This is a genomic window from Kineosporiaceae bacterium (assembly GCA_016713225.1).
GTDB lineage: Bacteria > Actinomycetota > Actinomycetes > Actinomycetales > Kineosporiaceae > JADJPO01.
In genome coordinates this window covers 277,997-300,537 of the sequence record JADJPO010000003.1, presented here as the reverse complement: position 1 = coordinate 300,537, position 22,541 = coordinate 277,997, and the positions used below count along the sequence as shown (strand labels likewise).

Below are 22,541 nucleotides of genomic sequence, written 5' to 3'. Positions count from 1 at the left end.
GCCGAGCCTCAGACCGAACCACCAGCCGAAGCACCAGCCGAGCCACCGAGTCAGTCCGCGGCGCCGTAGAAGGCGGCGATGTGGGCCTCGACCAGGTCGGCGGCTCGCGCTCCCTCGCCGTCCAGCAGTGCCTGGTGGATGCCGTGGTGTTCACCGCAGAGGCGCCCGGTCACGCCGGCGAAGTCGTCGGCGTCCTGCAGGTGGGCGAGCAGGGTGGCGCGCATGGCCAGACGCAGCGCCGTGGTCATCTCGGCCACGAGCGGGTTGCCACTGGCCCGGGCGATCGCCACGTGAAAGGCGGTGTCCTCGTCGTTGAACACCTCCGGGGTGACGTCCGGATCGTCCATCGCGGCCAGGTGACGGCGGATCTCGGTGTGATCCTGCGCCGACGCGTGGACGGCGGCGAGCCGGGCCGACTCCCGTTCGAGGGCGATGCGCGCCCGCACCACGTCCCGCGAGCCGACGCTGGCCAGGGTGACGTGCAGCCGCACCAGGCGGGCGAGTGCCTCGGCGGGCTGGGCGGTGAGCACGGTGCCGGCCTCCGGCCCCGACCCGGTGCCCTGCACGATCACGCCCATCGCCTCGAGCACCCGCAGGGCCTCCCGGACGGCGACCCGGCTCACCCCGAGCACGTCGGCGAGCTGACGCTCGGAGGGCAACCGGTCACCGACGACGAGGCGACCGGAGGAGATCTGCTCCTCGATGCGGTCCAGGACCAGCTCGTAGGTCTTCGCCCGTTGCACCGGTCGCCAGCCCTGAGCCATCTCCTCGGTCGCGGTCATCCGGGCCTCCTCGCGAGGACGTGCGGTTGATTCGGACATTGATTCCCAAAAGCTCTTGTTACCTACGACACGTCACTCTATCGTGGCAGGAACACCGTGTGGTCCTACCACATCACTGCAGAACCACCTCGCTCCCCGCAGTTGTCCCATCTGCCGTACTCCCCCATGCACCGTCGCATCCCGGAGGCCGCCGTGAACCCCCTGCCCTTGACCGCCCAGCTGACACCTCAGCTGGCATCCCCCGTGCTGTCCGAGAACTTCACTCAGCGCCTGTCCCCGGTCGGCGGGAGCCTCGCCCTCTCCGCCCTGGTGGGGCTGCTGCCACTCGTCGTCGTCTTCGTCCTGCTCGGCGTGGTCAAGACCAAGGCCTACGTCGCCTCGCTCGCCGGGGTGGCCACCGCGTTCCTGGTCGCCGTCCTCGCCTATGGCATGCCCGCTCCCCTCGCGGCACTCTCGGCCACCCAGGGCGCCGTGTTCGGCGCCTTCCCGATCATGTGGATCGTGCTCTGCGCACTCTGGCTCTACCAGTTGACCGTGACCAGTGGCCGGTTCGAGGACCTGCGCCGCACCTTCGACGTGATCAGCGAGGATCCACGCATCCAGGCCGTGCTGATCGCGTTCTGCTTCGGCGGCCTGCTCGAGGCGCTGGCCGGTTTCGGCGCCCCGGTCGCCATCACGGCCACGATGCTGATCGCCCTGGGCGTCGCCCCGCTGCGCGCCGCCTCCACGGTGCTGCTGGCCAACACCGCCCCCGTGGCCTTCGGCGCCATCGCGATCCCGATCACCACGGCGGCCACCCTGACCGGCATCCCCGCCGCGGACATCGGCGCGGTCGTCGGACGACAGGCGCCGATTCTGGCGACGTTCGTCCCGCTGCTCCTGCTGCTCATCGTCGACGGACGCCGCGGCCTGCGCGAGGTCTGGCCCGCGGCGCTGGTCACCGGCGTGTCCTTCGCCGGCGCCCAGTTCCTGACCTCCAACTTCCTGTCCGTCGAGCTCACCGACATCGTCGCCGCGCTGGTCGGCCTGGCCGCCACCGTGCTGTTCCTGCGGGTCTGGACCCCGGTCGGCGCCCACGAGGCGCACCAGCGGCTGGCCGCAGACCGCGATGTCGAGGCGGACGCCGCCCGTGCGGACGGCCGCGGCAGCAGCACCACGGCCACCACGACGCGGACCAAGACGACTTCGGGCTCCTTCCTGGACGACGGACCGCTCACCCAGGGCCGGATCTGGATGGCCCTGTTCCCCTACCTGCTGGTGATCGCGGTGTTCTCGGTGTCCAAGCTGGTCCCCGCGGTGAAGACCTTCCTCGCCGGCACCGACCGCAAGATCGGCTGGCCCGGGTTGGACGGCCACGTGCTGGGCTCGTCCGGAAAACCGATCACCTCGACCATCTACACCCTGACCTGGCTGTCCAACCCCGGCACCCTGCTGCTGCTGAGCGGTGTGATCGTGGCGTTGGTGTACAAGGTCACCCCGGCGACGGCGATCGCCGACTTCACCTCGACGCTGAACAAGTTGAAGCTCGCGATCCTGACCGTGATGGGCGTGCTGGCCCTGGCCTACGTGATGAACTTCTCCGGTCAGACCATCACGATCGGCACCTGGATCGCCGGCACCGGCGCGTTCTTCGCGTTCCTGTCCCCCGTGCTGGGCTGGATCGGCACCGCGGTCACCGGCTCGGACACCAGCGCCAACGCGCTGTTCGCCAAGCTGCAGGCCACCGCCGGCGCCAAGGCCGGCATCGACCCGACGCTGCTGGTCTCGGCCAACACCACCGGCGGTGTGGTCGGCAAGATGATCAGCCCGCAGAACCTGACCATCGCGGCCAGCTCGGCCGGCCTGGACGGTCAGGAGTCGGCGATCCTGCGCCGGGTGCTGCCGTGGAGCCTGGGGCTGCTGCTCTTCCTGTGCACGCTGGTGTTCCTGCAGTCCACGCCGGTTCTCGGTTGGATGCTGCCATGACCGCCCACGCCACCACCCCGGCCCGTCACCGGGGCCTGGCACCCGCCGTCCTGGACGATCTGCGGGCCATCGTCGGCGCCCCGTTCGTGCTGACCAGCGACGGCGACGTCGAACCGTTCTCGCGCGATGCCACGCCGTTGTTCCGTGCCCAGCCGGACGCCGTGGTGCTGCCGGCCGACACCGCCCAGGTCAGCGCCGTCCTGGCGATGGCGACCCGACTCGGCATCCCGGTGACGCCGCGCGGGGCGGGATCGAACCTGTCGGCGGCGACCATCCCCGAACACGGCGGCATCGTCATGGTGCTCACGCGGCTCAACCGGGTGCTCGAGGTCAATCCCGCCGAGCTGCTGGCCGTCGTCCAGGCCGGGGCCACCACGGCCGAGCTGTACGACGCGGCGGCCGCCGTGGGCCTGCTGTACGCCCCCGACCCGGGCAGCCGCACCGTCTCGACGGTGGCCGGCAACGTGGCGATGTGTGCCGGCGGGCTGCGGGGCCTGAAGTACGGCGTGACCCGCAACTACGTGCTCGGGCTCGAGGCCGTGCTGCCGACCGGTGAGGTGATCCGCACCGGCGGGCGGCTCTGGAAGGACGTCGCCGGCTATGACCTGACCCGGCTGTTGACCGGCTCGGAGGGCACCCTGGCGGTGATCACCGAGATCACGGTCGGCCTGCTGCCGATGCCGGCGACCACCGGCACCGGGGTGGCCTACTTCGACGACCTGTCCGACGCCGGGCGCGCGGTGGCGAAGATCATCTCGGACGGCGTGCTGCCGGCCACCCTGGAGTTCCTGGACAACCGCTGCATCAACGCCGTCGAGGACTTCGCGGCGCTGGGGCTGGACCGGCAGGCCGGCGCGTTGCTGCTCTTCGGCGACGACGGGTCGGACGCCGCGGTCGAGCTGTCACTGGACCGGATGGCGGCGACCTGCGCCTCGATCGGCGCCCGGGGTGTGACCCGGGCGCGCGACGTGGTGGAGTCGGATGCCCTGCTCGCTGCACGACGGTGCTCGCTGCCGGCGCTGGCCCGGTTGGCACCGATCACGATGCTCGAGGACGTCACCGTGCCGCGGCCGAAGTTGGCCGAGATGGTGGCGACGATCGATGCCATCGCCGTCCGGCACGACGTGGTGTGCGCGACCTTCGGCCACGCCGGCGACGGCAACCTGCACCCGACGATCGTGTTCGACCCGGACGACGGCGACGCCCGCCACCGGGCCGAGGCCGCCTTCGACGAGGTGTTCCACGCCGCCATGAACCTGGGTGGCACCATCACCGGCGAACACGGTGTGGGGGCGGCGAAACGGCCGTGGCTCAACGCCCGGCTGGGCGATGACCAGATGGCTCTGCTGCGCCGGGTGAAGTCTGCCTTCGACCCGGCGGGCATCCTCAATCCCGGAAAGCTCGGCTCGTGAGCGCCGAGTCGGTGGGTGACGCTGCGGTGCCGGTCGCGGCGCCACCAGCTGACGAAACCACCACGCGGCGAGGGATTTTCGATCCCGACCTGCTCAATGCCTGCATCTCGTGTGGTTTCTGCCTACCGGCCTGCCCGACCTACAAGATGACCCAGGACGAACGCTCCAGCCCGCGCGGTCGCATCACGTTGATGCGGGCACTGGAGACCGGCCGGCTGGACGAGGACGATCCGACCCTGCAGGAACAGGCGGCCTTCTGTCTCGGCTGCCGGGCCTGCGAGAGCGTCTGCCCAGCCGGCGTCCAGTACGGGCACCTGCTCGAGCAGTGGCGCGATCACCAGTGGCGCGGTCGCCACGTGCCGCCGTTGGCGTTGGGACTGCGCAACGCCATGCGGGTGACACCGGCGTTCACCGCGGCGGGCGTCGTCCGGCGGGCCGCCCCCCGCACCGGAGCGGCCCGGCCCGGCCAGGCCCACCTGATGCTGGGGTGTGCCGAGCGGGCCTTGTTCCCCAACGTGTCGCGCTCGGTGCTGAAACTGCTGCCGGGAGTGGTCGACGTGCCGTCCGGCCAGGGGTGTTGCGGGGCGATGCACGCCCACAACGGGCAGTCGCAGATCTCGCACGATATGGCCGAGACCATGGGCCGGCTGATGCCGGGCACCATCCTGGTCACCGCAGGAGGGTGCGGCGCCCACCTGGCCGGGGTGCTGGGGCGCGAGCGGGTGCGCGAGTTGTCGGAGTACCTGCTCGCGCAGTGGGCCGAGCACCCCGAGCAGGTGCCGGACTTCGTCCCGCTCACGATCGACGGCCGCCGAGCGCGTGCGGGGTTGCAGGACTCCTGCCACCTGCGCAACGGCCTGAAGGTGACCCTGCCGCCGAGGGAGCTCATCGGCCGGGTCGCCGACTACGTCGAGCTGCCCTCGGCGGGGTCGTGCTGTGGTTCGGCCGGGACGTATTCCCTGTTGCGCCGCAAGGACTCTCAGCGCGTGCTCGACGTCCATCTGGACGAGATCGAGGCCGCCGACCTCGACTACCTGATCGTGGTCAACGTCGTCTGCCAACGCCAGATGATCGGTGGTCTGCGCCGACGGAGGTCACGCACCAAGGTCCTCCACCTCGCCGAACTCCTGGCCCGAGCCCTCCCCTGACCCCCAACCACCCCAAACCTGCTCATGCTCCGCAGGGAACCGGTGATGCTCCGCAGGTGCCGCGATTCGGCGGCACCTGCGGAGCATCGCGGTGTCACCTGCGGAGCATGAGCAGGTTTGGGCGGGGCGGCGGGATGGTGCGGGCAGCGTGGGAGGCTCGTTGTCGTGATCGGGACGAGGCTGGACGGTGCGACGCGGGCCTGGTGGCGGTTCGTCGGCCGGCGAGTCGATCTGGTCGGCGCCGAACGCTGGCTCGACGCTCCACGCTGCGGCCCCGGACCGGTCGGCGACAGCTGGCTGCAGGCCGAGGCGTATCGACTCGGGGCCACCGTGCGCGCCGACCAGCCGGATGGCGGGTTGCTGGCATCGATGTCACTGCTGGACGGCTCCGAGTTCCGGGCGGCAGACCTCGATCCGATGGTCTGCGACTTCTACGAACACACCGCGCGGTGGCGCATGGAGGTGTGGAGCCAATGGTCGGCGGCGTTCCAGCCGGGCGGTGAGGTGCTCAGTCGGCTGTTCGGCCGCCGAGTGCAACAGCTCGCGCTCCCCACCCGTCCGCTGGACGTCGCCCACGGGATGGACTCACGCGTCGTCCAGTTGATCGGCGAGCAAGAGCAGCAACTGGCCGCCGGCTGGCTGCGCACCCTCGCCGCCACGGGCGAGTTCGTCTACAGCGGCTGCTACTCGGTGCGACACCTGCCCAGCAGCGATCAGCCGTGTTTCGATCGCGCTTGGCGGGAAAGACTCGTCGCGTTCATGAGGCTCCTGTCGCGGCAGTGGTAGCCGGGTCTGGAGGGCGCCCAGGCAGCTGCCCGGCGCGAACCCGGTCATGCTCCGCAGCGGTTGCACCCAAGTCCGATTTGCGATGATTCACACGTCCCCTGCGGAGCATGACGCGTCACCCGCGGAGCATGAGCGGGTTTGTGTGGGGTTTGGTGGGATTGGTCGGGGTCAGGCGTCGAGGTAGTGCTCGAGGCCGACGGTCAAGCCCGGGCGCGAGGCGACCGTCCGGACGCCGAGGAGGACGCCGGGCATGAACGAACTGCGGTCCAGGCTGTCGTGGCGCAGGGTGAGGATCTCGCCGGGGCCGCCGAACAGCACCTCTTCGTGGGCCACCAGGCCCCGCAACCGCACCGCATGCACCCGGACGCCGTCCACCTCCGCGCCACGCGCGCCGTCCAGGGAGGTGGTGGTGGCATCGGGCATGGGCGGTGAGCCGGCCTTGGCACGGGCCGCAGCGATCAGCTCGGCGGTGTGCCGGGCCGTTCCGGACGGCGCGTCGACCTTGTCGGGGTGATGCAGCTCGACGATCTCGACCGACTCGTAGTGCGGCGCGGCGATCTGCGCGAAACGCAACAACAACACGGCGCCGAGAGCGAAGTTGGGGGCAACCAGAACCCCCACTCCCGCAGCCGATTCCAGCTCGGAACGAACGGCCTCGAGCCGCTCCGGCGTCCAGCCCGTGGTGCCGATCACCGCGTGTACCCCGGCACGCACACACGCCAGGGTGTGCTCCAGCGCGACGTCCGGCACCGAGAACAGCACGGCCACGTCGCACCCGGCCAACGCATCGAGGCCGTCGCTGTCGTCGGTGACATCGATCTGCGCGGCGAGCTCCAGATCCGCTGCGGCCGAGACCGCTTCGCACACCGCCCGCCCCATGCGCCCCCGGGCCCCGATCACCGCGACACGCATGGGTCAGACTCCTTCGAAGATCCGGCCGGTCTCGAACGAGCCGACCACGGTCAGCGAGCGCGGACGCGAGGCGAGGTCGCTCGCCAGCGCAGCGACGTCGTCCGCCGTCACGGCGCGCACCCGCCGCAGGGATTCCTCCAGCGTGAGGAACTCGCCGTGCACCAGTTCGGCCTTGCCGAGCCGGGTCATCCGCGAGCCGGTGTCCTCGAGGCCGAGCACCAGCGAGCCACACAGCTGACCGTGCGCGCGCTCGAGCTCCTCGGCGGTGATGCCGTCGGCCGCCAGGGTATCCAGCCCCGACCCGAGAAGTCCCAGCACCTCGTCGATCTTGGCCGGCATGCAGCCGGCGTACAGGCCGAAATAGCCGGCGTCGGAGTACCCGGTGGCGAAGGAGTAGACCGAGTAGGCCAGACCGCGCAGCTCGCGGATCTCCTGGAACAGCCGGCTGCTCATGCCGCCGCCGAGCACCGCATTGAGCACGGACATCACGTGGCGGCGCGGGTCGGTGGCCACCAGGCCCCGGGTACCGAGCACCACGTTCGCCTGCTCGGTCGAGCGGGTCACCAGCAGGCTGCCCCCGGGAGCGGTCGCCGGGGCACCCCCCACCGGACGGCGCGCCCGCGGCTCGGCGTCGGCGGCCAGGTGCCAGCCGGACCGGTCGAGCTCGCGAGTCACCTGCTCGCACAACAGATCGTGGTCCACTCCCCCCGCGGCCGTGATCACCAGGCCGGGCGGATCGTAGTGGCGGGCATAGTGCGCGCCGATGTCGTCGCGGCCGATCGCCGCAATGGTCTCGGGGGTACCGCCGATCGGCCGCCCCAACGGGTGCCCGGCCATCACCAGCTCGGCGAACCGCTCGTGGACGACGTCACTCGGGTCGTCGTCGTTCATCGCGAGTTCCTCGAGGATCACCCCGCGCTCGCTCTCGACGTCGGCCCGGTCGAGCCGCGCCGAGGTGACCATGTCGAGCAGGACGTCGACCGCCAACGGCAGATCGGCATCCCGCACCCGGGCGTAGTAGCAGGTGTGTTCCTTGCCCGTTGCCGCGTTGGCCTCGCCGCCGACGCGATCGAGCACCGTGGCGATGTCCATCGCCGACCGGCGCGCCGTCCCCTTGAACAGCAGGTGTTCGAGGAAGTGCGTCGAGCCGTGGTGACCATCGGCCTCGTCTCGCGAGCCGACCCCGACCCAGCACCCGATGGTGGCCGAACGCAGGTGCGGCATGACCTCGCTGAGCACCCGCACCCCGCCGGGCAGGACGCTGCGGCGAACCACCGCATCGTCCTGCCCGGTCAGGATCTGCTCACGGGCACCCTGAGGTACCAGCGGCATGGGGATTGCCGACACGTCAGGCGTTCGCCTCCGCCGGGGCGCCCTTGGCGGCGTCCGCTGCGTCCGCAGCGTCGGCCGCAGCCTGCTCGGCCTCGGCGAGCACCGGCACCAGGGACAGCTTGCCGCGCGGGTCGATCTCGGCGATCTCGACCTGGACCTTCTGGCCCACCCCGAGCACGTCCTCGACGTTCTCGACCCGCTTGCCGCCGACCATCTTGCGGATCTGCGAGATGTGCAGCAGGCCGTCCTTGCCGGGCACCAGCGAGATGAACGCGCCGAAGGTCGTGGTCTTGACCACGGTGCCCATGTACCGCTCGCCGATCTCGGGCATGGTCGGGTTGGCGATCGCGTTGACCGCCGCCCGGGCGGCCTCGGCCGAGGGGCCGTCGGTCGCACCGATGTAGACCGTGCCGTCGTCCTCGATCGAGATGTCGGCGCCGGTGTCCTCCTGGATCTGGTTGATCATCTTGCCCTTCGGGCCGATGACCTCGCCGATCTTGTCGACCGGCACCTTCACCGTGATCACCCGCGGCGCGTACGGCGACATCTCGTCCGGGCCGTCGATGGCCTCGGCCATGACGTCCAGGATGTGCAGCCGGGCGTCGCGGGCCTGGGTCAGCGCGCCGGCCAGCACCGAGGCGGGGATGCCGTCGAGCTTGGTGTCGAGCTGGATCGCGGTCACGAAGTCCTTGGTGCCGGCGACCTTGAAGTCCATGTCGCCGAAGGCGTCCTCGGCACCGAGGATGTCGGTCAGTGCGGCGTACTCGGTGGTGCCGTCGACGGTGTCCGAGACCAGACCCATGGCGATCCCCGCGACCGGGGCGCGCAGTGGCACACCGGCGTTGAGCAGGGACAGTGTCGAGGCACACACCGAACCCATGGACGTCGAGCCGTTGGAGCTCAGCGCCTCGGAGACCTGCCGGATCGCGTAGGGGAACTCCTCGCGGGTCGGCAGCACCGGCATCAGGGCGCGCTCTGCGAGGGCACCGTGGCCGATCTCGCGACGCTTGGGCGAGCCCACGCGGCCGGTCTCACCGGTCGAGTACGGCGGGAAGTTGTAGTTGTGCATGTAGCGCTTGCGGGTCTCGGGCGAGAGCGTGTCCATCTGCTGCTCCATGCGCAGCATGTTCAGCGTGGTGACACCCAGGATCTGGGTCTCGCCCCGCTCGAACAGACCCGAGCCGTGCACCCGCGGCAGCACCTCGACCTCGGCCGAGAGCTGGCGGATGTCCGCCAGGCCACGGCCGTCGATGCGCACCTTGTCGCGCAGGATCCGCTGGCGCACCAGCTTCTTGGTCACCGCGCGGTAGGCCGCCGAGATCTCCTTCTCGCGGCCCTCGAACGCGTCGGCGAGCTTGCCCTTGACCGCGTCCTTGATCTCGTCGAGCCGGCTCTCGCGCTCCTGCTTGCCCGCGATCTGCAGCGCACTCGCCAGATCGGCGATGGCCTCGGCCTCGACGGCGGCGTAGGCGTCCGCGGCGTAGTCGGGGAACAGCGGGAACTCCGCGGTCGGCTTGGCCGCCTTGGCGGCGATCTCGGCCTGCGCCCGCACCAGGGTGGCGATGAACGGCTTGGCCGCCTCGAGGCCCTGGGCGACGACTTCCTCGGTCGGCGCACCGACGCCGCCCTGGATCAGGGTCCAGGCCGTGTCGGTGGCCTCGGCCTCGACCATCATGATCGCGACGTCGTCCGAGGCGGCGTCGGCGCCCGAGGTCACCACGCGGCCGGCGACGACCATGTCGAACACGGCCCGCTCCAGCTCGCTGTGCCGCGGGAACGCGACCCACTGGCCGTCGATCAGGGCGATCCGCACCGCGCCGAGCGGGCCGCTGAACGGCAGCCCGGCGAGCTGGGTCGACATCGAGGCACCGTTGATGGCGACCACGTCGTACAGGTCGTCCGGGTTGAGCGCCATGACGGTGACGACGACCTGGACCTCGTTGCGCAGGCCCTTGACGAACGAGGGACGCAACGGGCGGTCGATCAGCCGGCAGGTCAGGATCGCGTCGGTGCCGGGGCGGCCCTCGCGGCGGAAGAACGAGCCGGGGATGCGGCCCGCGGCGTACATCCGCTCCTCGACGTCGACCGTCAGCGGGAAGAAGTCGAAGTGGTCCTTGGGCTGCTTGCCCGCGGCGGTGGTGGACAGCAGCATCGTCTCGCCGTCCAGGTACACGGTGGCCGAGCCGGCGGCCTGGCGGGCCAGGCGGCCGGTCTCGAACCGGATGGTGCGCTTGCCGAAACTGCCGTTGTCGATGACGGCTTCGGCGCTGGTGATCTCAGGACCCTCCACGGGTTCCTCCGTTTTCTCGATGCGGCGCACCGGACGATCGAGCAGTCCGGTCTTCGATCGAGACCCACGGTGTTCCGGCGGCGTCGCCGCCCGCTCCGGAGGCCACTACCGAGGACCGGCTCGCATGATGCGGTCCGCGCGTCCGCAGTGGTGAAGCTGATGCGTGATGAAGTGATGGTGAACGACAAGCTGAGAACTGACTGAGCCGCGACTCCGTGAGGGAGCCGCGGCTCGGGGGTCATCGGCGCAGGCCGAGCCGCTCGATGAGCGAGCGGTAGCGCGCGATGTCCGTGCGCTGCAGGTACTGCAGCAAGCGGCGGCGCTGACCCACGAGGATCAGCAGCCCGCGGCGGCTGTGGTGGTCGTGCTTGTGCTCCTTGAGGTGTTCGGTGAGGCTCTTGATGCGGTGGGTCAGCATCGCGACCTGAACTTCGGGGGACCCCGTGTCGTTCTCGCCGGTCGCGTACTCGGCCATGATCGTCTGCTTGGTGGCGGCGTCGAGTGCCACAGTGCTCCCCTATCTCGGTCGTTGCGCGGCGCACCGGGGCATGCCCACCCGGGCTCTCTGGTTCCGCGGCCGTTCGGACGGCAGCCTCACGCTATCAGTGCCCCAGGTCACCCGCCGAATTCGCCTCGCCGCGGTCCGCGTCCGCGGAGGTCGCCACCAGCTGCTGATAGACCGCCCGAACCCCCACAGCCCGGGTCAACTCGGAATCGATCTCGGCGAAGAACACCCGCCGGTACGTGGCGTCGCTGACCGCGTAGATCGTGAAGTAGAGCGCGGCGAAGGCGGCCAGGAACACGCTCACCTTGGCCAGTTCGGCGCTGATCGGCAGCGGCAGGCCGATCCGGTCCCACCAGACGTGGGACGGCTCGGTGTCGCTGCCCATCCAGAGCGAGATCACCCGATCCTGCATGATCAACACCCCGAACCCGATGAAGAAGCCGAACACGGCCACGGTGAGCAACGCCACCTGCACGGTCTGGGCCGCCAGGAGCACCAGCACCAGGTTCACGCGTTGCGCCCGGCTCAGGACGACCCGCGGCGCGGAGGGCGCGATCTGGGCGGCACGGGCAGCCAGTGGGGTGCCCTCACAGGCCTCGACCAGCCCCTCGGCCACCACGGCCGCCTCCACCCGGCGGACCTCCTCGGGCAGCCGGGTCAGCAGGAACGCCGCCCCCAGCACGGCGAACACCAGGACGGCGGCCGCCACCCGGGCGACCCGCAGTCCACCCACCACCTGCCAGACCTCGGTGTTGATGAACAGGAACGTGGTGAACAGCAGCAGCAACGGCAGCGCCCGAAGCGCCAGCGGGAACAGCAGCGACACCTGGGTGATCATGCGCCGGGCCGCCCAGCGGGCCATCGTGGCCACCCGTAGCGGGCCCGAGGCGTAGGCCAGCAGCGCCACCAGCACCACCCCGACCCCGACGCTCACGCCGTTGCCCAGGTCGCTGGCGCCACTGACGACGGCCCCGACCAGGGCGCCGGCGACGACGGCGACCACCGCCACGGGGATCAGCCGCGCAGGCGCGACCAGCGCGGCCACCCGGGTGTCGACCCCGTCGACGAACCAGGGCAGACCGTGATCGGCGAACCAGCGTTCGGCCAGTTCACGGTCGGCCGGCTCACGGTCAGGTTGGGCGCTCACACCCGTCCCGGGTCGGCCACGCCCAGGGTCTGGCGGCACTCCTCGACATCACTGCGCATCTGCACGATCAACGCCTCGACACCGTCGAAGCGCAGCGTGGGACGCAGCAGCCGGACGAACTCGACGCCGACCTGCTGCCCGTACAGGTCGAGGTCGTCGCGATCGAGCACGTACGCCTCGACCCGGCGCTGGTGACCGTCGAAGGTGGGGTTGGTCCCCACCGAGATCGCCGCCGGCAGCCGGGGCGCGCCGTCGGCGTCGAGCAGCACCAGCCACCCGGCGTAGACCCCGTCGGCCGGTACCAGCCCGACGGCGTCCTGGCTGAGGTTGGCGGTCGGGTAGCCCAGCAGGCGGCCCCGGTGATCACCGTGCACCACCTCACCGCTGACCCGGTGGGGGCGGCCGAGTACCTCGGCGGCGCGGGTGACGTCCCCGTCGGCGAGCAGCTCCCGCACCCAGGTCGACGACCAGCGCCGCACCCCATCGGCGTCCTCGCCGGTCGACTCGGCATCGGCCCGGGCGGTGGCTCCCTCGCCGGTGGCGTCGGCACCGAATCCCAGGTCGTCCAACAGCAGCACCTCGAAGCCGAGCTGCTTGCCCGAGGTGCGCAACGTGGTGACGTCACCGCTGTTCTTGTGACCGAACCGCATATCGCGTCCCACCACGACAGCCCGCACGTGCAGCGCGTCCACCAGCGCCGCCTGCACGAAGTGTTCGGGCGACCAGCCGGCGAGCTCACGGGTGAAGGTCAGCACCAGGACGGCGTCCAGACCGGTGGCGGCCAGCAACTCGAGTTTGTGGTCCAGCCCGGTCAGCGTCGCCGGGGCGCGCTCGGGGTAGAGCACCGCCAGGGGGTGGGGATCGAAGGTGATCGCGACGGCCGACGCCTGGCGGCGGTGAGCCTCGGCCACGATCTGGCCGAGCACGGCCTGATGCCCGCGGTGCACTCCGTCGAAGTTGCCGATGGTGACCACGGTCGCCGACCCGGAGGCCTTCAGGGCGGCGGCCGCCTCACTCAGTTCGTTCCAGCGCTGCACGCCCCTACTCTGCCAGCCGCACGCGCCGAGAACCGCATCGCCTGCCCTCACGGCCCATGAGACTGCTGTCATCAACGCGCCCACGGCTGGCTCGATGAGGGCAGTGATCGAATCGAGAGGTCACGAAAGCACCGTTCCAGCCGCCGAATCGGTGGTTTCGCGACCTCTCGATTCGATCATGGAGCGCTAGCCGAAGACCAGCAGCGGACGGCAGGTGGGGCCTGCCTCGTCGACGATCGCCACCAGCACGCCGTCCGGGTCGAACGCGGCGCGAGGGCTGTGCTGCGCCGCGGCCGCGTCGTCCGGACTGCCCGACACGTCGGCCGCCCCGGGAATCGTCCGGGCTCGCTCCAGCCGCTGGCCGTGGCGGAGCTTCACGGCCTCGACCGTGGTCAGCTCGCGCACCGGGAAGGCGCGGCGTGCCGCCTCGGCCAGCGAGGTGGGCGGCGCGCCGTCCGCGAACTGTTCGAGGGTGTGGGCGGCCTCCAGGCCGTAGGGGCCGACCCGGGTGCGTCGCAGCGCCGTCAGGTGCCCACCGACCCCGAGCCCGGCCCCCAGGTCGCGGGCGAGCGCCCGGATGTAGGTGCCCGACGAGCAGTCCACCACCACGTCGAGATCGATCACGCCCAGCTCACCCACCACCGCGTGGGGGACGGTGATGCGTCGCACCGCGAGGACGTCGAAGCGCGAGACGGTCACCGTCCGGGCGGGCAGCTCGACCTGCTCCCCCGCCCGCACCCGGGCGTAGGCCCGCCGGCCGTCCACCTTGATGGCGCTGACCGCACTCGGCACTTGCTGCAGCTCGCCGGTCAACGCCCGGACGCCGTCGCGCATCGCCTGCTCGTCCACTCCGCCTGCGTCGGCGTGGGTCAGCTCCTCCCCCTCGCGGTCGTCGGTGACCGTGCTGATCCCCAGGCGCATGGTGGCCAGGTAGGTCTTGTCCGTCCCGACCAGGTAGGTGAGCAGCTTGGTGCCGCGGCCGAGGCCGAGCACCAACACCCCGGTGGCCATCGGGTCCAGGGTGCCGGCATGGCCCACCTTGCGGGTGCCCGCGATCCGTCGCATCCGCGCGACGACGTCGTGCGACGTCCAGCCCTCGGGCTTGTCGACGACGGCCAGACCCTCCCAGGTCCCGTCCGTCACCTCCGCCACGATGCGATCAGGCGCGATCGGCGGGCTGCCGACCGGTGGCGGCGGCATCGGCCACGCCGGCGGCAGCGTCGTCGTCCTCGGGCTCGTCGCCCAGCTCGTCGAGCTCGTCGTCGTGCCGGTAGGGGTCGGCGTCCCCGGCGTAGGTGGCAGTGCGGCTGAGCGCGGCCACCTCGGCGTCGTGCGCGGCCGCGGCGCGCAGCAGGTCTTCGATGTGGGCCGCGTTCTCGGGGACGGCGTCGGCGATGAACTCCAACGTGGGGGTGAGCCGGATGCCGGTGCGCTTGCCCACCTCCGAACGCAACACGCCCTTGGCACTCTCCAGCGCCGCGGCACTGGCCTGCTGCTCGGTGATGTCACCGAAGACGGTGTAGAAGATCGTGGCGTGCTGCAGGTCATTCGTGACGCGAGCATCGGTCACCGTGACGAACCCGAGGCGTGGGTCCTTGATCCGCTTCTCCAGCGCCTCGGCCACGATCTCCTGGATCCGGTCGGCGAGCTTGCGCGCGCGTGCCTCATCAGCCATCCCCCGACGGTACCCGCTCGACCGAGTCCTCACGCCATCGGCCGCCTGGAGCCCGAACGAACGGCCCCCAACCCGCTCATGCTCCGCAGGCGCCCACTCATACTCCGCCGGGGACGCCGGATTCCGGGTCGCAGCGGAGTATGAGTGCACATCTGCGGAGCATGAGCGGGTTTGATGCGGTGGGTCAGGCGTCCTCGTCGTCCCAGAGGCGTTGGTGGGCCGAGAGCAGCTCGATCTCGGGTCGCCCCGCCACCAACGCCTCGCAGGCGTCGAGCACCTCGCGCACGTGAGCGGCATCCGGGGCGACCACGGCCACCCCGACCTCGCACCGTCGGTGCAGGTCGAGGTGACCGGATTCGGCCGCGCTGACCTCGAACCGGCGCCGCAGTTCGGCCACGATCGGCCGAACCACGGACCGCTTCTGCTTCAGCGAATGGACGTCACCGAGCAGCAGGTCGAGGCGCAAGGACCCTACGAACGTGGCTTCTCCCGCATCTCGAAGGTCTCGATCACGTCGTCGGTGCGGATGTCGTTGAACGACCCCAGACCGATACCGCACTCGTAGCCCTCACGGACCTCGGTGGCGTCGTCCTTGAACCGGCGCAGCGACTCGATCGTCAGGTTCTGCGCCACCACCACGCCGTCACGCAGCAACCGCGCCTTGCTGTTGCGGCGGATCTCGCCACTGCGCACCAGACATCCGGCGATGTTGCCGAACTTGCTCGACCGGAACACCTCGCGCACCTCGGCGGTACCGAGCTGAGCCTCTTCGTACTCCGGCTTGAGCATGCCCTTGAGCGCGGCTTCGACGTCCTCGATCGCCTGGTAGATGATCGAGTAGAAACGCAGGTCGACACCCTCGCGATCAGCCAGCTCGTTGACCCGCTCGGCGGGTCGCACGTTGAAGCCGATGATCACGGCGTTGTCGACCGTGGCCAGGTTGACGTCGTTCTGCGTGATCGCCCCGACGCCCCGGTGGATGACCTGCAGCTGCACCTGCTCGTCGATCTCGATCTTGAGCAGGGCGTCCTCCAGCGCCTCGACCGAACCGGAAACGTCGCCCTTGAGGATCAGGTTGAGGGTCTGCACCTTGCCCTGCTCCAGGGCCTTGGTGAAGTCCTCCAGGCTGATCCGCTTGCGGCGCTTGGCCAGCATGGCGGCGCGCTCGACGGCCTCGCGCTTCTCGGCGATCTGGCGAGCAGTGCGGTCGTCCGGCGCCACGATGAACGTGTCGCCGGCGCGAGGCACCGAGGTCAGACCGAGCACCTGCACCGGACGCGACGGCAGGGCGACGTCCATCGCCTCGCTGTTCTCGTCCAACATCGCCCGGACCCGGCCGTAGGCCGTGCCACAGACGATCGAGTCGCCGACCGCCAGGGTGCCGGACTGCACCAGCACCGTGGCCAGCGGGCCACGGCCCTTGTCGAGGCTCGCCTCGATGGCCACACCACGGGCGTCCTTGTCGGGGTTGGCCCGCAGATCGAGGGCGGCATCTGCGGTGAGCAGCACCGCCTCGAGCAACGCATCGATGTTGAGCCGCTGCTTGGCCGCGACGTCGACGAACATGGTGTCGCCGCCGTACTCCTCGGCCACCAGGTTGTACTCGGTCAGCTGCTGGCGGATCTTGGCGGGGTTGGCCCCCTCCTTGTCGATCTTGTTCACCGCGACCACGATCGGCACGTTCGCCGCCTGGGCGTGGTTGAGCGCCTCGATCGTCTGCGGCATCACGCCGTCGTCGGCCGCCACCACCAGGACGGCGATGTCGGTGACCTTCGCACCACGGGCACGCATGGCGGTGAACGCCTCGTGGCCCGGGGTGTCGATGAAGGTCAGCGCGCGGTTGACGCCCTCGTGCTCGAAGTGCACCTGGTAGGCACCGATGTGCTGGGTGATGCCACCGGCCTCGTCGGCGACCACGTTGGCGTGCCGGATCGCGTCCAGCAGCTTGGTCTTACCGTGGTCGACGTGGCCCATGACGGTGACCACCGGCGGACGCGGCTCGAGGAACTCCTCGTCGCCCTCGGCCTCACCCTCGATGTCGATGTCGAACGACTCGAGCAGTTCACGGTCCTCGTCCTCGGGCGAGACCACCTCGACGACGTAGCCGAGTTCGGCTCCGAGCAGCGCGAACGTGTCCTCACCCAGCGACTGGGTCGCGGTCGCCATCTCACCGAGGTGGATCAGCACCGTGACCAGGCTGGCCGGGTTGGCGTTGATCTTGTCGGCGAAGTCGGTCAGCGAGGCACCGCGACGCAGCCGGACGACGGTCGAGCCATCGCCACGGGGGACGGTGACACCGCCCGCCAGCGGCGCCTGCATGTTGTCGAATTCCTGACGCTTCTGGCGCTTGGACTTCTTGACCCGTCCGGGACGACCGCCACGGCCGAAGGCGCCCTGCGTGCCACCACGACCACCGGCACCCTTGCCGAAGCCACGACCGCCCGCGGGACCACCCGGACCACCGGGACCGCCGCCACCACCGGGACGACCACCGAAGCCGCCGCCACCGCCGCCGGGACGACCACCGCCGCCACCGCCGGGACCGCCACGACCGGGAGCGCCGGTACGACCACCGCCGGGACCACCCTGACCACCGGGACCGCTACCCGGGCGGCCGACCGCCGAACGACCGGGCATCATGCCCGGGTTCGGCCGCGGGCCACCGGGACGCGGACCAGCCGGACGCGGCCCACCGGGCCGGTCCGTGGTGCCGGCACCGCCGGACGGCGCGCCACCCTGGCCGGGGGCACCGCCACCGGAGCGGGACCCGCCACCGGGACGCGGCATGCCCTGGCTGGAGGCGAAGGGGTTGTTGCCCGGACGCGGACCGCCACCCGGACGCGGCATGCCCTGGCTCGGAGCGAACGGGTTGTTGCCCGGACGCGGTGCACCCGGACGCGGGCCGTCGCCGCCACCCTCACGGGCTGCGGGGGCCTGCGGACGTGCTGCCGGGCCGGGCCGCGGCGTTGCCCGAGCCGGCTTGGCCGGGGACGGCGCGGGAGCCGCCGACGCGGCAGGAGCCACGGGAGCGGCGGGCGCCGGGGACGCTGCCGGAGCCGGCGCGGCGGCAGCGGGAGCCACCGGTGCGACGGGCTGGACCGGAGCGGCCGGAGCCGACGGCGCAGGGGTGGCTGCCGGGGCCACCGGGGTGACCGGCTCGGCCATCGGGGCCATCGGGGCCATCGCCGCCGGGGACGCAGCGGCCGGCGACTTCGGACGGGGGGCGCCCGGCTTGGGCGCTCCCGAGGAGGATGCCGCCTTCTTGGCGGGGGCGGACACCGCGCCCGCCGGTGCGGCGGAGGCGAAGTGCTCGCGAAGTTTGCGTACTACCGGCGGTTCAACGGTCGAGGATGCCGACCGGACGAACTCGCCGAGTTCGGTGAGCTTGGTCATCACGACCTTGCTCTCGACCCCGAGCTCCTTGGCGAGCTCGTAGACCCGGACCTTTGCCACGTCTCTCCTGTCTCGGTCCGGGCCGGACAGGCACGGACCGTCTTTACGGCTGGGCGGTACTCATCGCTGGGTACTCATCGGGTGCTCATGAACATCGGACCCGCTTCCGGCTCGGACGGATGTGCTGTTCACGTACTGCCTCACGAGCGCCACCGGCAACCGGCCACTGCGGCGCAGTGCCCGGCCGAACGCGTTGCGGCGTTCGGCGGCGTCGAGACACGCTGGGTCGAGGTGCAACCAGGCTCCTCGTCCCGGACGGCGGCGACCCGGATCCGGCACCACGGAGAGGACTCCGTCGACCAGATCTGAGGTCACTCGCAGCAGGACGGACCGGGCACCGCGTCGCCGGCAGCCCACACAGGTGCGCTGCGGCTCGGCGTGACCGGCCTCGGCCAGTCTAGCGCGCTGGGCGACACTGCCTGTCACCGGTGTCCCTCGCGCGGCGCAATCCGGACGGGCTCGGTCGCCGACGGGCATCTCACGACCCGGCGGTCGCCGGGGGCACGTCCGGGCGGATGTCGATGCGCCAGCCGGTGAGCTTGGCGGCCAGCCGGGCGTTCTGGCCCTCCTTGCCGATGGCCAGCGAGAGCTGATAATCGGGCACCACCACCCGAGCCGACCGAGCCGCCTCGTCGACCACCTCGACCGAGCTGACCTTGGCCGGCGACAGTGCCGCCGCCACGAACGCGGCCGGATCCTCGCTGTGATCGATGATGTCGATCTTCTCGCCGTTCAGTTCGGAGACCACCGACCGCACCCGCTGCCCGAGGGGGCCGATACACGCCCCCTTGGCGTTGACCCCGGTCACCGTCGAGCGCACCGCCATCTTGGTGCGGTGACCGGCCTCGCGAGCCAGGGCGACGATCTCGACCGTGCCGTCGGCCACCTCGGGCACCTCGAGCGCGAACAGCTTGCGCACCAGGTTGGGGTGGGTGCGCGAGACCGTGATCGAGGGACCCTTGGGCCCCTTGCGCACCCCGACGACGTAGCACCGCAGCCGGCTGCCGTGGGCGTAGGACTCCCCCGGCACCTGCTCGGCCGGCGGCAGGACCGCCTCGACCGACCCGAGGTCGACGTGCACCATGCGCGGGTCGACGCTCTGCTGCACCACGCCCGAGACGATGTCGCCCTCGCGGCCGATGAACTCTCCGAGCACCTGCTCGTCCTCGGCGTCGCGCAGCCGCTGCAGGATGGTCTGACGCGCCGTGGTGGCGGCGATCCGACCGAACCCCTCGGGAGTGTCGTCCCACTCCCGCACCGCCCCCGCGTCGTCGGTCTCCTTCACCCAGACCACGACGTGCCCGCTGGAACGATCCAGTTCCACCCGGGCCTCGGGATGGGCACCCTCGGTGCGGTGGTAGGCGAGCAGCATCGCCTGCTCGATGGTGCGCACCAGCAGGTCGAAGGGGATCTCCTTCTCACGTTCGATCAGTCGCAGTGCGGCGAGATCGATGTCCATGGGACGTCTCACCTCCCCCGGGGGCCGGTAGGACGATCCTCGCCCGCCGGCCGGTCGTCGTCCAGAGGGGTCGAGTCCTCGATGTCCGCCATGTCGGGGGCGTCGGCCTCGAGTGCCTCGGCCTCGTCGCCGCCGGCACCGGAGAAATCCACCTGGACGGCGCCGCGCGCCACCTGTGCCCAGGCCAACCGGATCGGACCGGCCGACGCGGCCAGCGACAGTCCCTCGTCGTCCACGTCACCCAGGCGTCCGGTGGCCTGACCGCCATCGGTCAGCCGAACCGACACCAGCCTGCGCCGGGCGCGCAGCCAGTGCCGGCGCTCGGTCAGCGGGCGATCCACCCCCGGCGAGCTGACCTCGAGCACGTAGGGCGCCTGGCCCAGCACGGGGCTGGCATCCAGCGCGGCCGAGATCGCCTGCGAGGCCGAGGCCACGGCGTCCATCGGGACGCCGCCCAACTGGTCCTCCGGGAGGTCGACCACGATCCGCACGACACGCCGACGTCCGGCGCTGCTGATGGTCACGTCCTCCAGGACGAGTCCGGCGGTGCCGGCGGCCGTCCGGGCCAGTTCGCGTACGCCGTCCACCTGCGACGCCGACATGTGTGTGCCTCCTCGATCGAAGGTGCAGCCTACCTGCGTGGGATGATCCCGGCGTGCCTGCTCCGGACGACGCCCGACGGCCGCTGCCCAGCCGTCGCAACCTGCTCGCGTTGGCGATGTCGGTGGGGCTCGCACCGAGCCTGCTGACCGGGTGTGAGGGGACGGCCGGGCCGGCCGCCGTGGTGAGCGATCCCGCGGTCACGCGCACCGCGGACAGGACGCAGCGACTGCTGCAGGCGGCTCAGGCCGCCGCCGGCTCCGCGGCGACGGCGGAGCGAGCCCGGTTCGCGCGCCTGGTCGCCGACCATCAGACCCACCTGGCCGCCCTCGGGGTGCTCTCCGCCAGCCCCGCCCCCAGCCCGAAGCCCTCGGCCACGGCCGCGCAGCTCGCCCGCGCGGAACGCGAGGGCGCCGAGCAGGCGCTCGGCGACAGCGGCCTGGTCGCCCCGGCCGTCGCCGTGCTGCTGACCCGGATCGCGGCGTCCCGGGCGGTGCACGCCGACCTGCTCGACCCGCGGCTGGGCACCGCAGCGCTCGTCGTGCCCTCGGCGCCGGCCACGGCGTCCTCGGCTGCCGCGGGCAACACCCCGACGGCATCCGGGTCGACCCCCACGCCGACGCCGGGCTCACCGGACGCCGCCGCCCGCGATGCGCTCGCCGCCCTGGTGGCCGGTGAGCACGCCGCGGTCTTCGGCTACGGCCTGGTGGTGGCGCGCACCGGGGGCGCCGACCGCCGACGCGCCCAGGCCGCCTGGCAGTGGCACGAGCTGCGGCGCGACGCGTACGCGGACGTGCTGCACGATGCCGGCGGGGTGGTGCCCGCCGCCCGGCCGGCCTACGACGTCGGGGACGCCGCACCCGCCTCGGCCGGCCCGGCAGCAGGTCGTGCTCTGGCCACCCGGATCGAGCGTGCCCTGTTCACGACGGTGCTCGATGCCGTGGCCCAGAGCTCAGGCCCGTGGCGCTCCACGCTGGCGCGCGATGCCGCCGAGGCCGCGCGCCGTCTCGAGCACTGGGCCGGCCCTGTCCCCGCCCTGCCCTGATCCTGTGATCCCGTGTGGTCACTTCCGAGCCTGTGCGGTCACTTCCCTTGCTGTGCGGTCACTTCCGAGCCTGTGCGGTCACTTCCCTTGCTGTGCGGTCACTTCCGAGCCTGTGCGGTCAGTTCCGGACCAGCCGCGGTCACTTCCAGCCGATGACAAGGGTGTCATCCACCCGAAGTGACCGCACTCCGCGCGCCACATCAGATCATCAGGTCACCAGGTCCCAGGCCAGACGGACGATCAGCACCGAGACCACCACCAGGAACACGGTCCGGACGAACGTGCTGCCGCGGGCGATGGCCGTGCGGGCGCCGAGGTAGCCGCCGGTCAGATTGGCCAGCCCCATGGCGAGACCGACCCCCCACATCGGGGCGCCGAGCGGCACGAACACCAGCAGCGCGCCCAGGTTGGTCGCGAAGTTGGTGATCTTCGCCGTCCCGCTCGCGGCCAGGAACGAATACCCCAGGACGGCGACCAGCGCGATCACCAGGAACGACCCGGTGCCCGGGCCGAAGATGCCGTCGTAGAACCCGATCCCGGCACCGATCACGACTGCCCGCATCAGGTGCGCCCGTCCATGGTGCCGCAGCTCGGTGTGTTCTCCCATGGCCGGACGCCGCCAGGTGATCACGGCGACCACGACCAGCGCCGCCAACGCCAGCGGACGGAACACCGCGTTCGACATCAGGTGGGCCAGCGCCGCGCCGCCGGCCGACCCGCACAACGCCGAGATCGCCATCGCGCCTGCGGTGCGGGGATCGGGCCGGATCCGGCGGGCGTAGGTGAGCGAGGCGGTGGCGGTCCCGAAGATGCTCGCGAGCTTGTTCGTGGCCAACACCTGAGCAGGCGCCGCCGCGGGGAAGGTCAACAACAACACCGGCAACTGGATCAACCCACCGCCGCCGACCACGGCGTCCACCCAGCCCGCGGCCAGTGCGGCGAGCACCAGCACGGCGAGCAGACCGGGACTCACCTCGGGCGGCACGAGCTACC

Annotated in this window: 19 protein-coding genes and 1 pseudogene; 5 read left to right on the top strand and 15 right to left on the bottom strand. The window is 71.3% G+C overall.

From position 1 onward, the window contains the following. Positions 1–50: 50 nt before the first annotated feature. Positions 51–764 (bottom strand): FadR family transcriptional regulator, encoded by a 714-nt coding sequence (locus IPK24_12420; GenBank protein ID MBK8076340.1) that lies wholly within the window; start codon positions 762–764, stop codon positions 51–53. A 183-nt stretch (positions 765–947) separates the two neighbouring features. Between IPK24_12420 and IPK24_12415 the strand changes: the two genes are divergently transcribed. The 4 genes and pseudogenes from IPK24_12415 (at position 948) to IPK24_12400 (ending at position 6,093) form a co-directional block, all read left to right on the top strand. Beyond that, positions 948–2,747 carry an L-lactate permease gene (locus tag IPK24_12415; GenBank protein MBK8076339.1) on the top strand — a complete coding sequence of 600 codons (1,800 nt, stop codon included), beginning with the start codon at positions 948–950 and terminating at the stop codon, positions 2,745–2,747. Then, the gene (locus IPK24_12410; protein MBK8076338.1) at positions 2,744–4,159 is read left to right on the top strand and encodes an FAD-binding protein; all 1,416 of its coding nucleotides are present in this window, start codon (positions 2,744–2,746) and stop codon (positions 4,157–4,159) included. The genes IPK24_12415 and IPK24_12410 overlap by 4 nt, the downstream gene beginning before the upstream one ends. Before the next feature lie 68 nt (positions 4,160–4,227). Further along, positions 4,228–5,307: pseudogene (locus IPK24_12405) on the top strand ((Fe-S)-binding protein). Between the two features lie 165 nt (positions 5,308–5,472). After that, entirely contained in the window at positions 5,473–6,093 is a 621-nt protein-coding gene (locus IPK24_12400) for a hypothetical protein (GenBank protein MBK8076337.1), read from the top strand. 168 nt (positions 6,094–6,261) lie between these two features. On the opposite strand, the gene IPK24_12395 is transcribed toward IPK24_12400, so the two are convergent. The 13 genes from IPK24_12395 to rimP all read right to left on the bottom strand — a co-directional run bounded on the left by IPK24_12395 (position 6,262) and on the right by rimP (position 20,505). Continuing rightward, positions 6,262–7,005 carry a 4-hydroxy-tetrahydrodipicolinate reductase gene (locus IPK24_12395; GenBank protein MBK8076336.1) on the bottom strand — a complete coding sequence of 248 codons (744 nt, stop codon included), beginning with the start codon at positions 7,003–7,005 and terminating at the stop codon, positions 6,262–6,264. 3 nt (positions 7,006–7,008) lie between these two features. After that, on the bottom strand, positions 7,009–8,337 hold the full coding sequence (locus tag IPK24_12390; GenBank protein MBK8076335.1) for an insulinase family protein: 1,329 nt from the start codon (positions 8,335–8,337) through the stop codon (positions 7,009–7,011). A 16-nt stretch (positions 8,338–8,353) separates the two neighbouring features. Then, positions 8,354–10,627: a polyribonucleotide nucleotidyltransferase gene (locus IPK24_12385; GenBank protein MBK8076334.1), complete on the bottom strand. Its 2,274-nt coding sequence runs from the start codon at positions 10,625–10,627 to the stop codon at positions 8,354–8,356. A gap of 238 nt (positions 10,628–10,865) precedes the next feature. Then, positions 10,866–11,135: a 30S ribosomal protein S15 gene (gene rpsO / locus IPK24_12380; GenBank protein ID MBK8076333.1), complete on the bottom strand. Its 270-nt coding sequence runs from the start codon at positions 11,133–11,135 to the stop codon at positions 10,866–10,868. Between the two features lie 94 nt (positions 11,136–11,229). After that, a complete protein-coding gene (locus IPK24_12375) occupies positions 11,230–12,279 on the bottom strand; it encodes a hypothetical protein (GenBank protein MBK8076332.1) in 1,050 nt (349 codons plus the stop codon). Next, complete coding sequence (locus IPK24_12370) at positions 12,276–13,388, bottom strand: bifunctional riboflavin kinase/FAD synthetase (protein MBK8076331.1); 1,113 nt, start codon at positions 13,386–13,388, stop codon at positions 12,276–12,278. The genes IPK24_12375 and IPK24_12370 overlap by 4 nt, the downstream gene beginning before the upstream one ends. Before the next feature lie 114 nt (positions 13,389–13,502). Beyond that, positions 13,503–14,516 carry a tRNA pseudouridine(55) synthase TruB gene (truB, locus tag IPK24_12365; protein ID MBK8076330.1) on the bottom strand — a complete coding sequence of 338 codons (1,014 nt, stop codon included), beginning with the start codon at positions 14,514–14,516 and terminating at the stop codon, positions 13,503–13,505. After that, positions 14,476–14,991 (bottom strand): 30S ribosome-binding factor RbfA, encoded by a 516-nt coding sequence (rbfA, locus tag IPK24_12360; protein MBK8076329.1) that lies wholly within the window; start codon positions 14,989–14,991, stop codon positions 14,476–14,478. The genes truB and rbfA overlap by 41 nt, the downstream gene beginning before the upstream one ends. 184 nt (positions 14,992–15,175) lie before the next feature. Further along, positions 15,176–15,457 (bottom strand): DUF503 domain-containing protein, encoded by a 282-nt coding sequence (locus IPK24_12355; GenBank protein ID MBK8076328.1) that lies wholly within the window; start codon positions 15,455–15,457, stop codon positions 15,176–15,178. A gap of 5 nt (positions 15,458–15,462) precedes the next feature. Continuing rightward, positions 15,463–18,444, bottom strand: coding sequence for a translation initiation factor IF-2 (infB, locus tag IPK24_12350; GenBank protein MBK8076327.1), 2,982 nt, complete (start codon positions 18,442–18,444; stop codon positions 15,463–15,465). Between the two features lie 60 nt (positions 18,445–18,504). Continuing rightward, positions 18,505–18,921, bottom strand: coding sequence for a YlxR family protein (locus IPK24_12345; protein ID MBK8076326.1), 417 nt, complete (start codon positions 18,919–18,921; stop codon positions 18,505–18,507). 1 nt (position 18,922) lies between these two features. Then, positions 18,923–19,903, bottom strand: a complete 981-nt coding sequence (gene nusA, locus IPK24_12340) for a transcription termination/antitermination protein NusA (GenBank protein ID MBK8076325.1) — start codon at positions 19,901–19,903, stop codon at positions 18,923–18,925. A gap of 8 nt (positions 19,904–19,911) precedes the next feature. Beyond that, positions 19,912–20,505 carry a ribosome maturation factor RimP gene (gene rimP, locus IPK24_12335; protein MBK8076324.1) on the bottom strand — a complete coding sequence of 198 codons (594 nt, stop codon included), beginning with the start codon at positions 20,503–20,505 and terminating at the stop codon, positions 19,912–19,914. 53 nt (positions 20,506–20,558) lie between these two features. Between rimP and IPK24_12330 the strand changes: the two genes are divergently transcribed. Then, on the top strand, positions 20,559–21,548 hold the full coding sequence (locus IPK24_12330; GenBank protein ID MBK8076323.1) for a DUF4439 domain-containing protein: 990 nt from the start codon (positions 20,559–20,561) through the stop codon (positions 21,546–21,548). Positions 21,549–21,756: 208 nt separating this feature from the next. Here the strand turns inward: IPK24_12330 and IPK24_12325 are convergent, their stop codons facing one another. Next, positions 21,757–22,533, bottom strand: coding sequence for a TSUP family transporter (locus IPK24_12325; protein ID MBK8076322.1), 777 nt, complete (start codon positions 22,531–22,533; stop codon positions 21,757–21,759). Positions 22,534–22,541 lie beyond the last annotated feature (8 nt).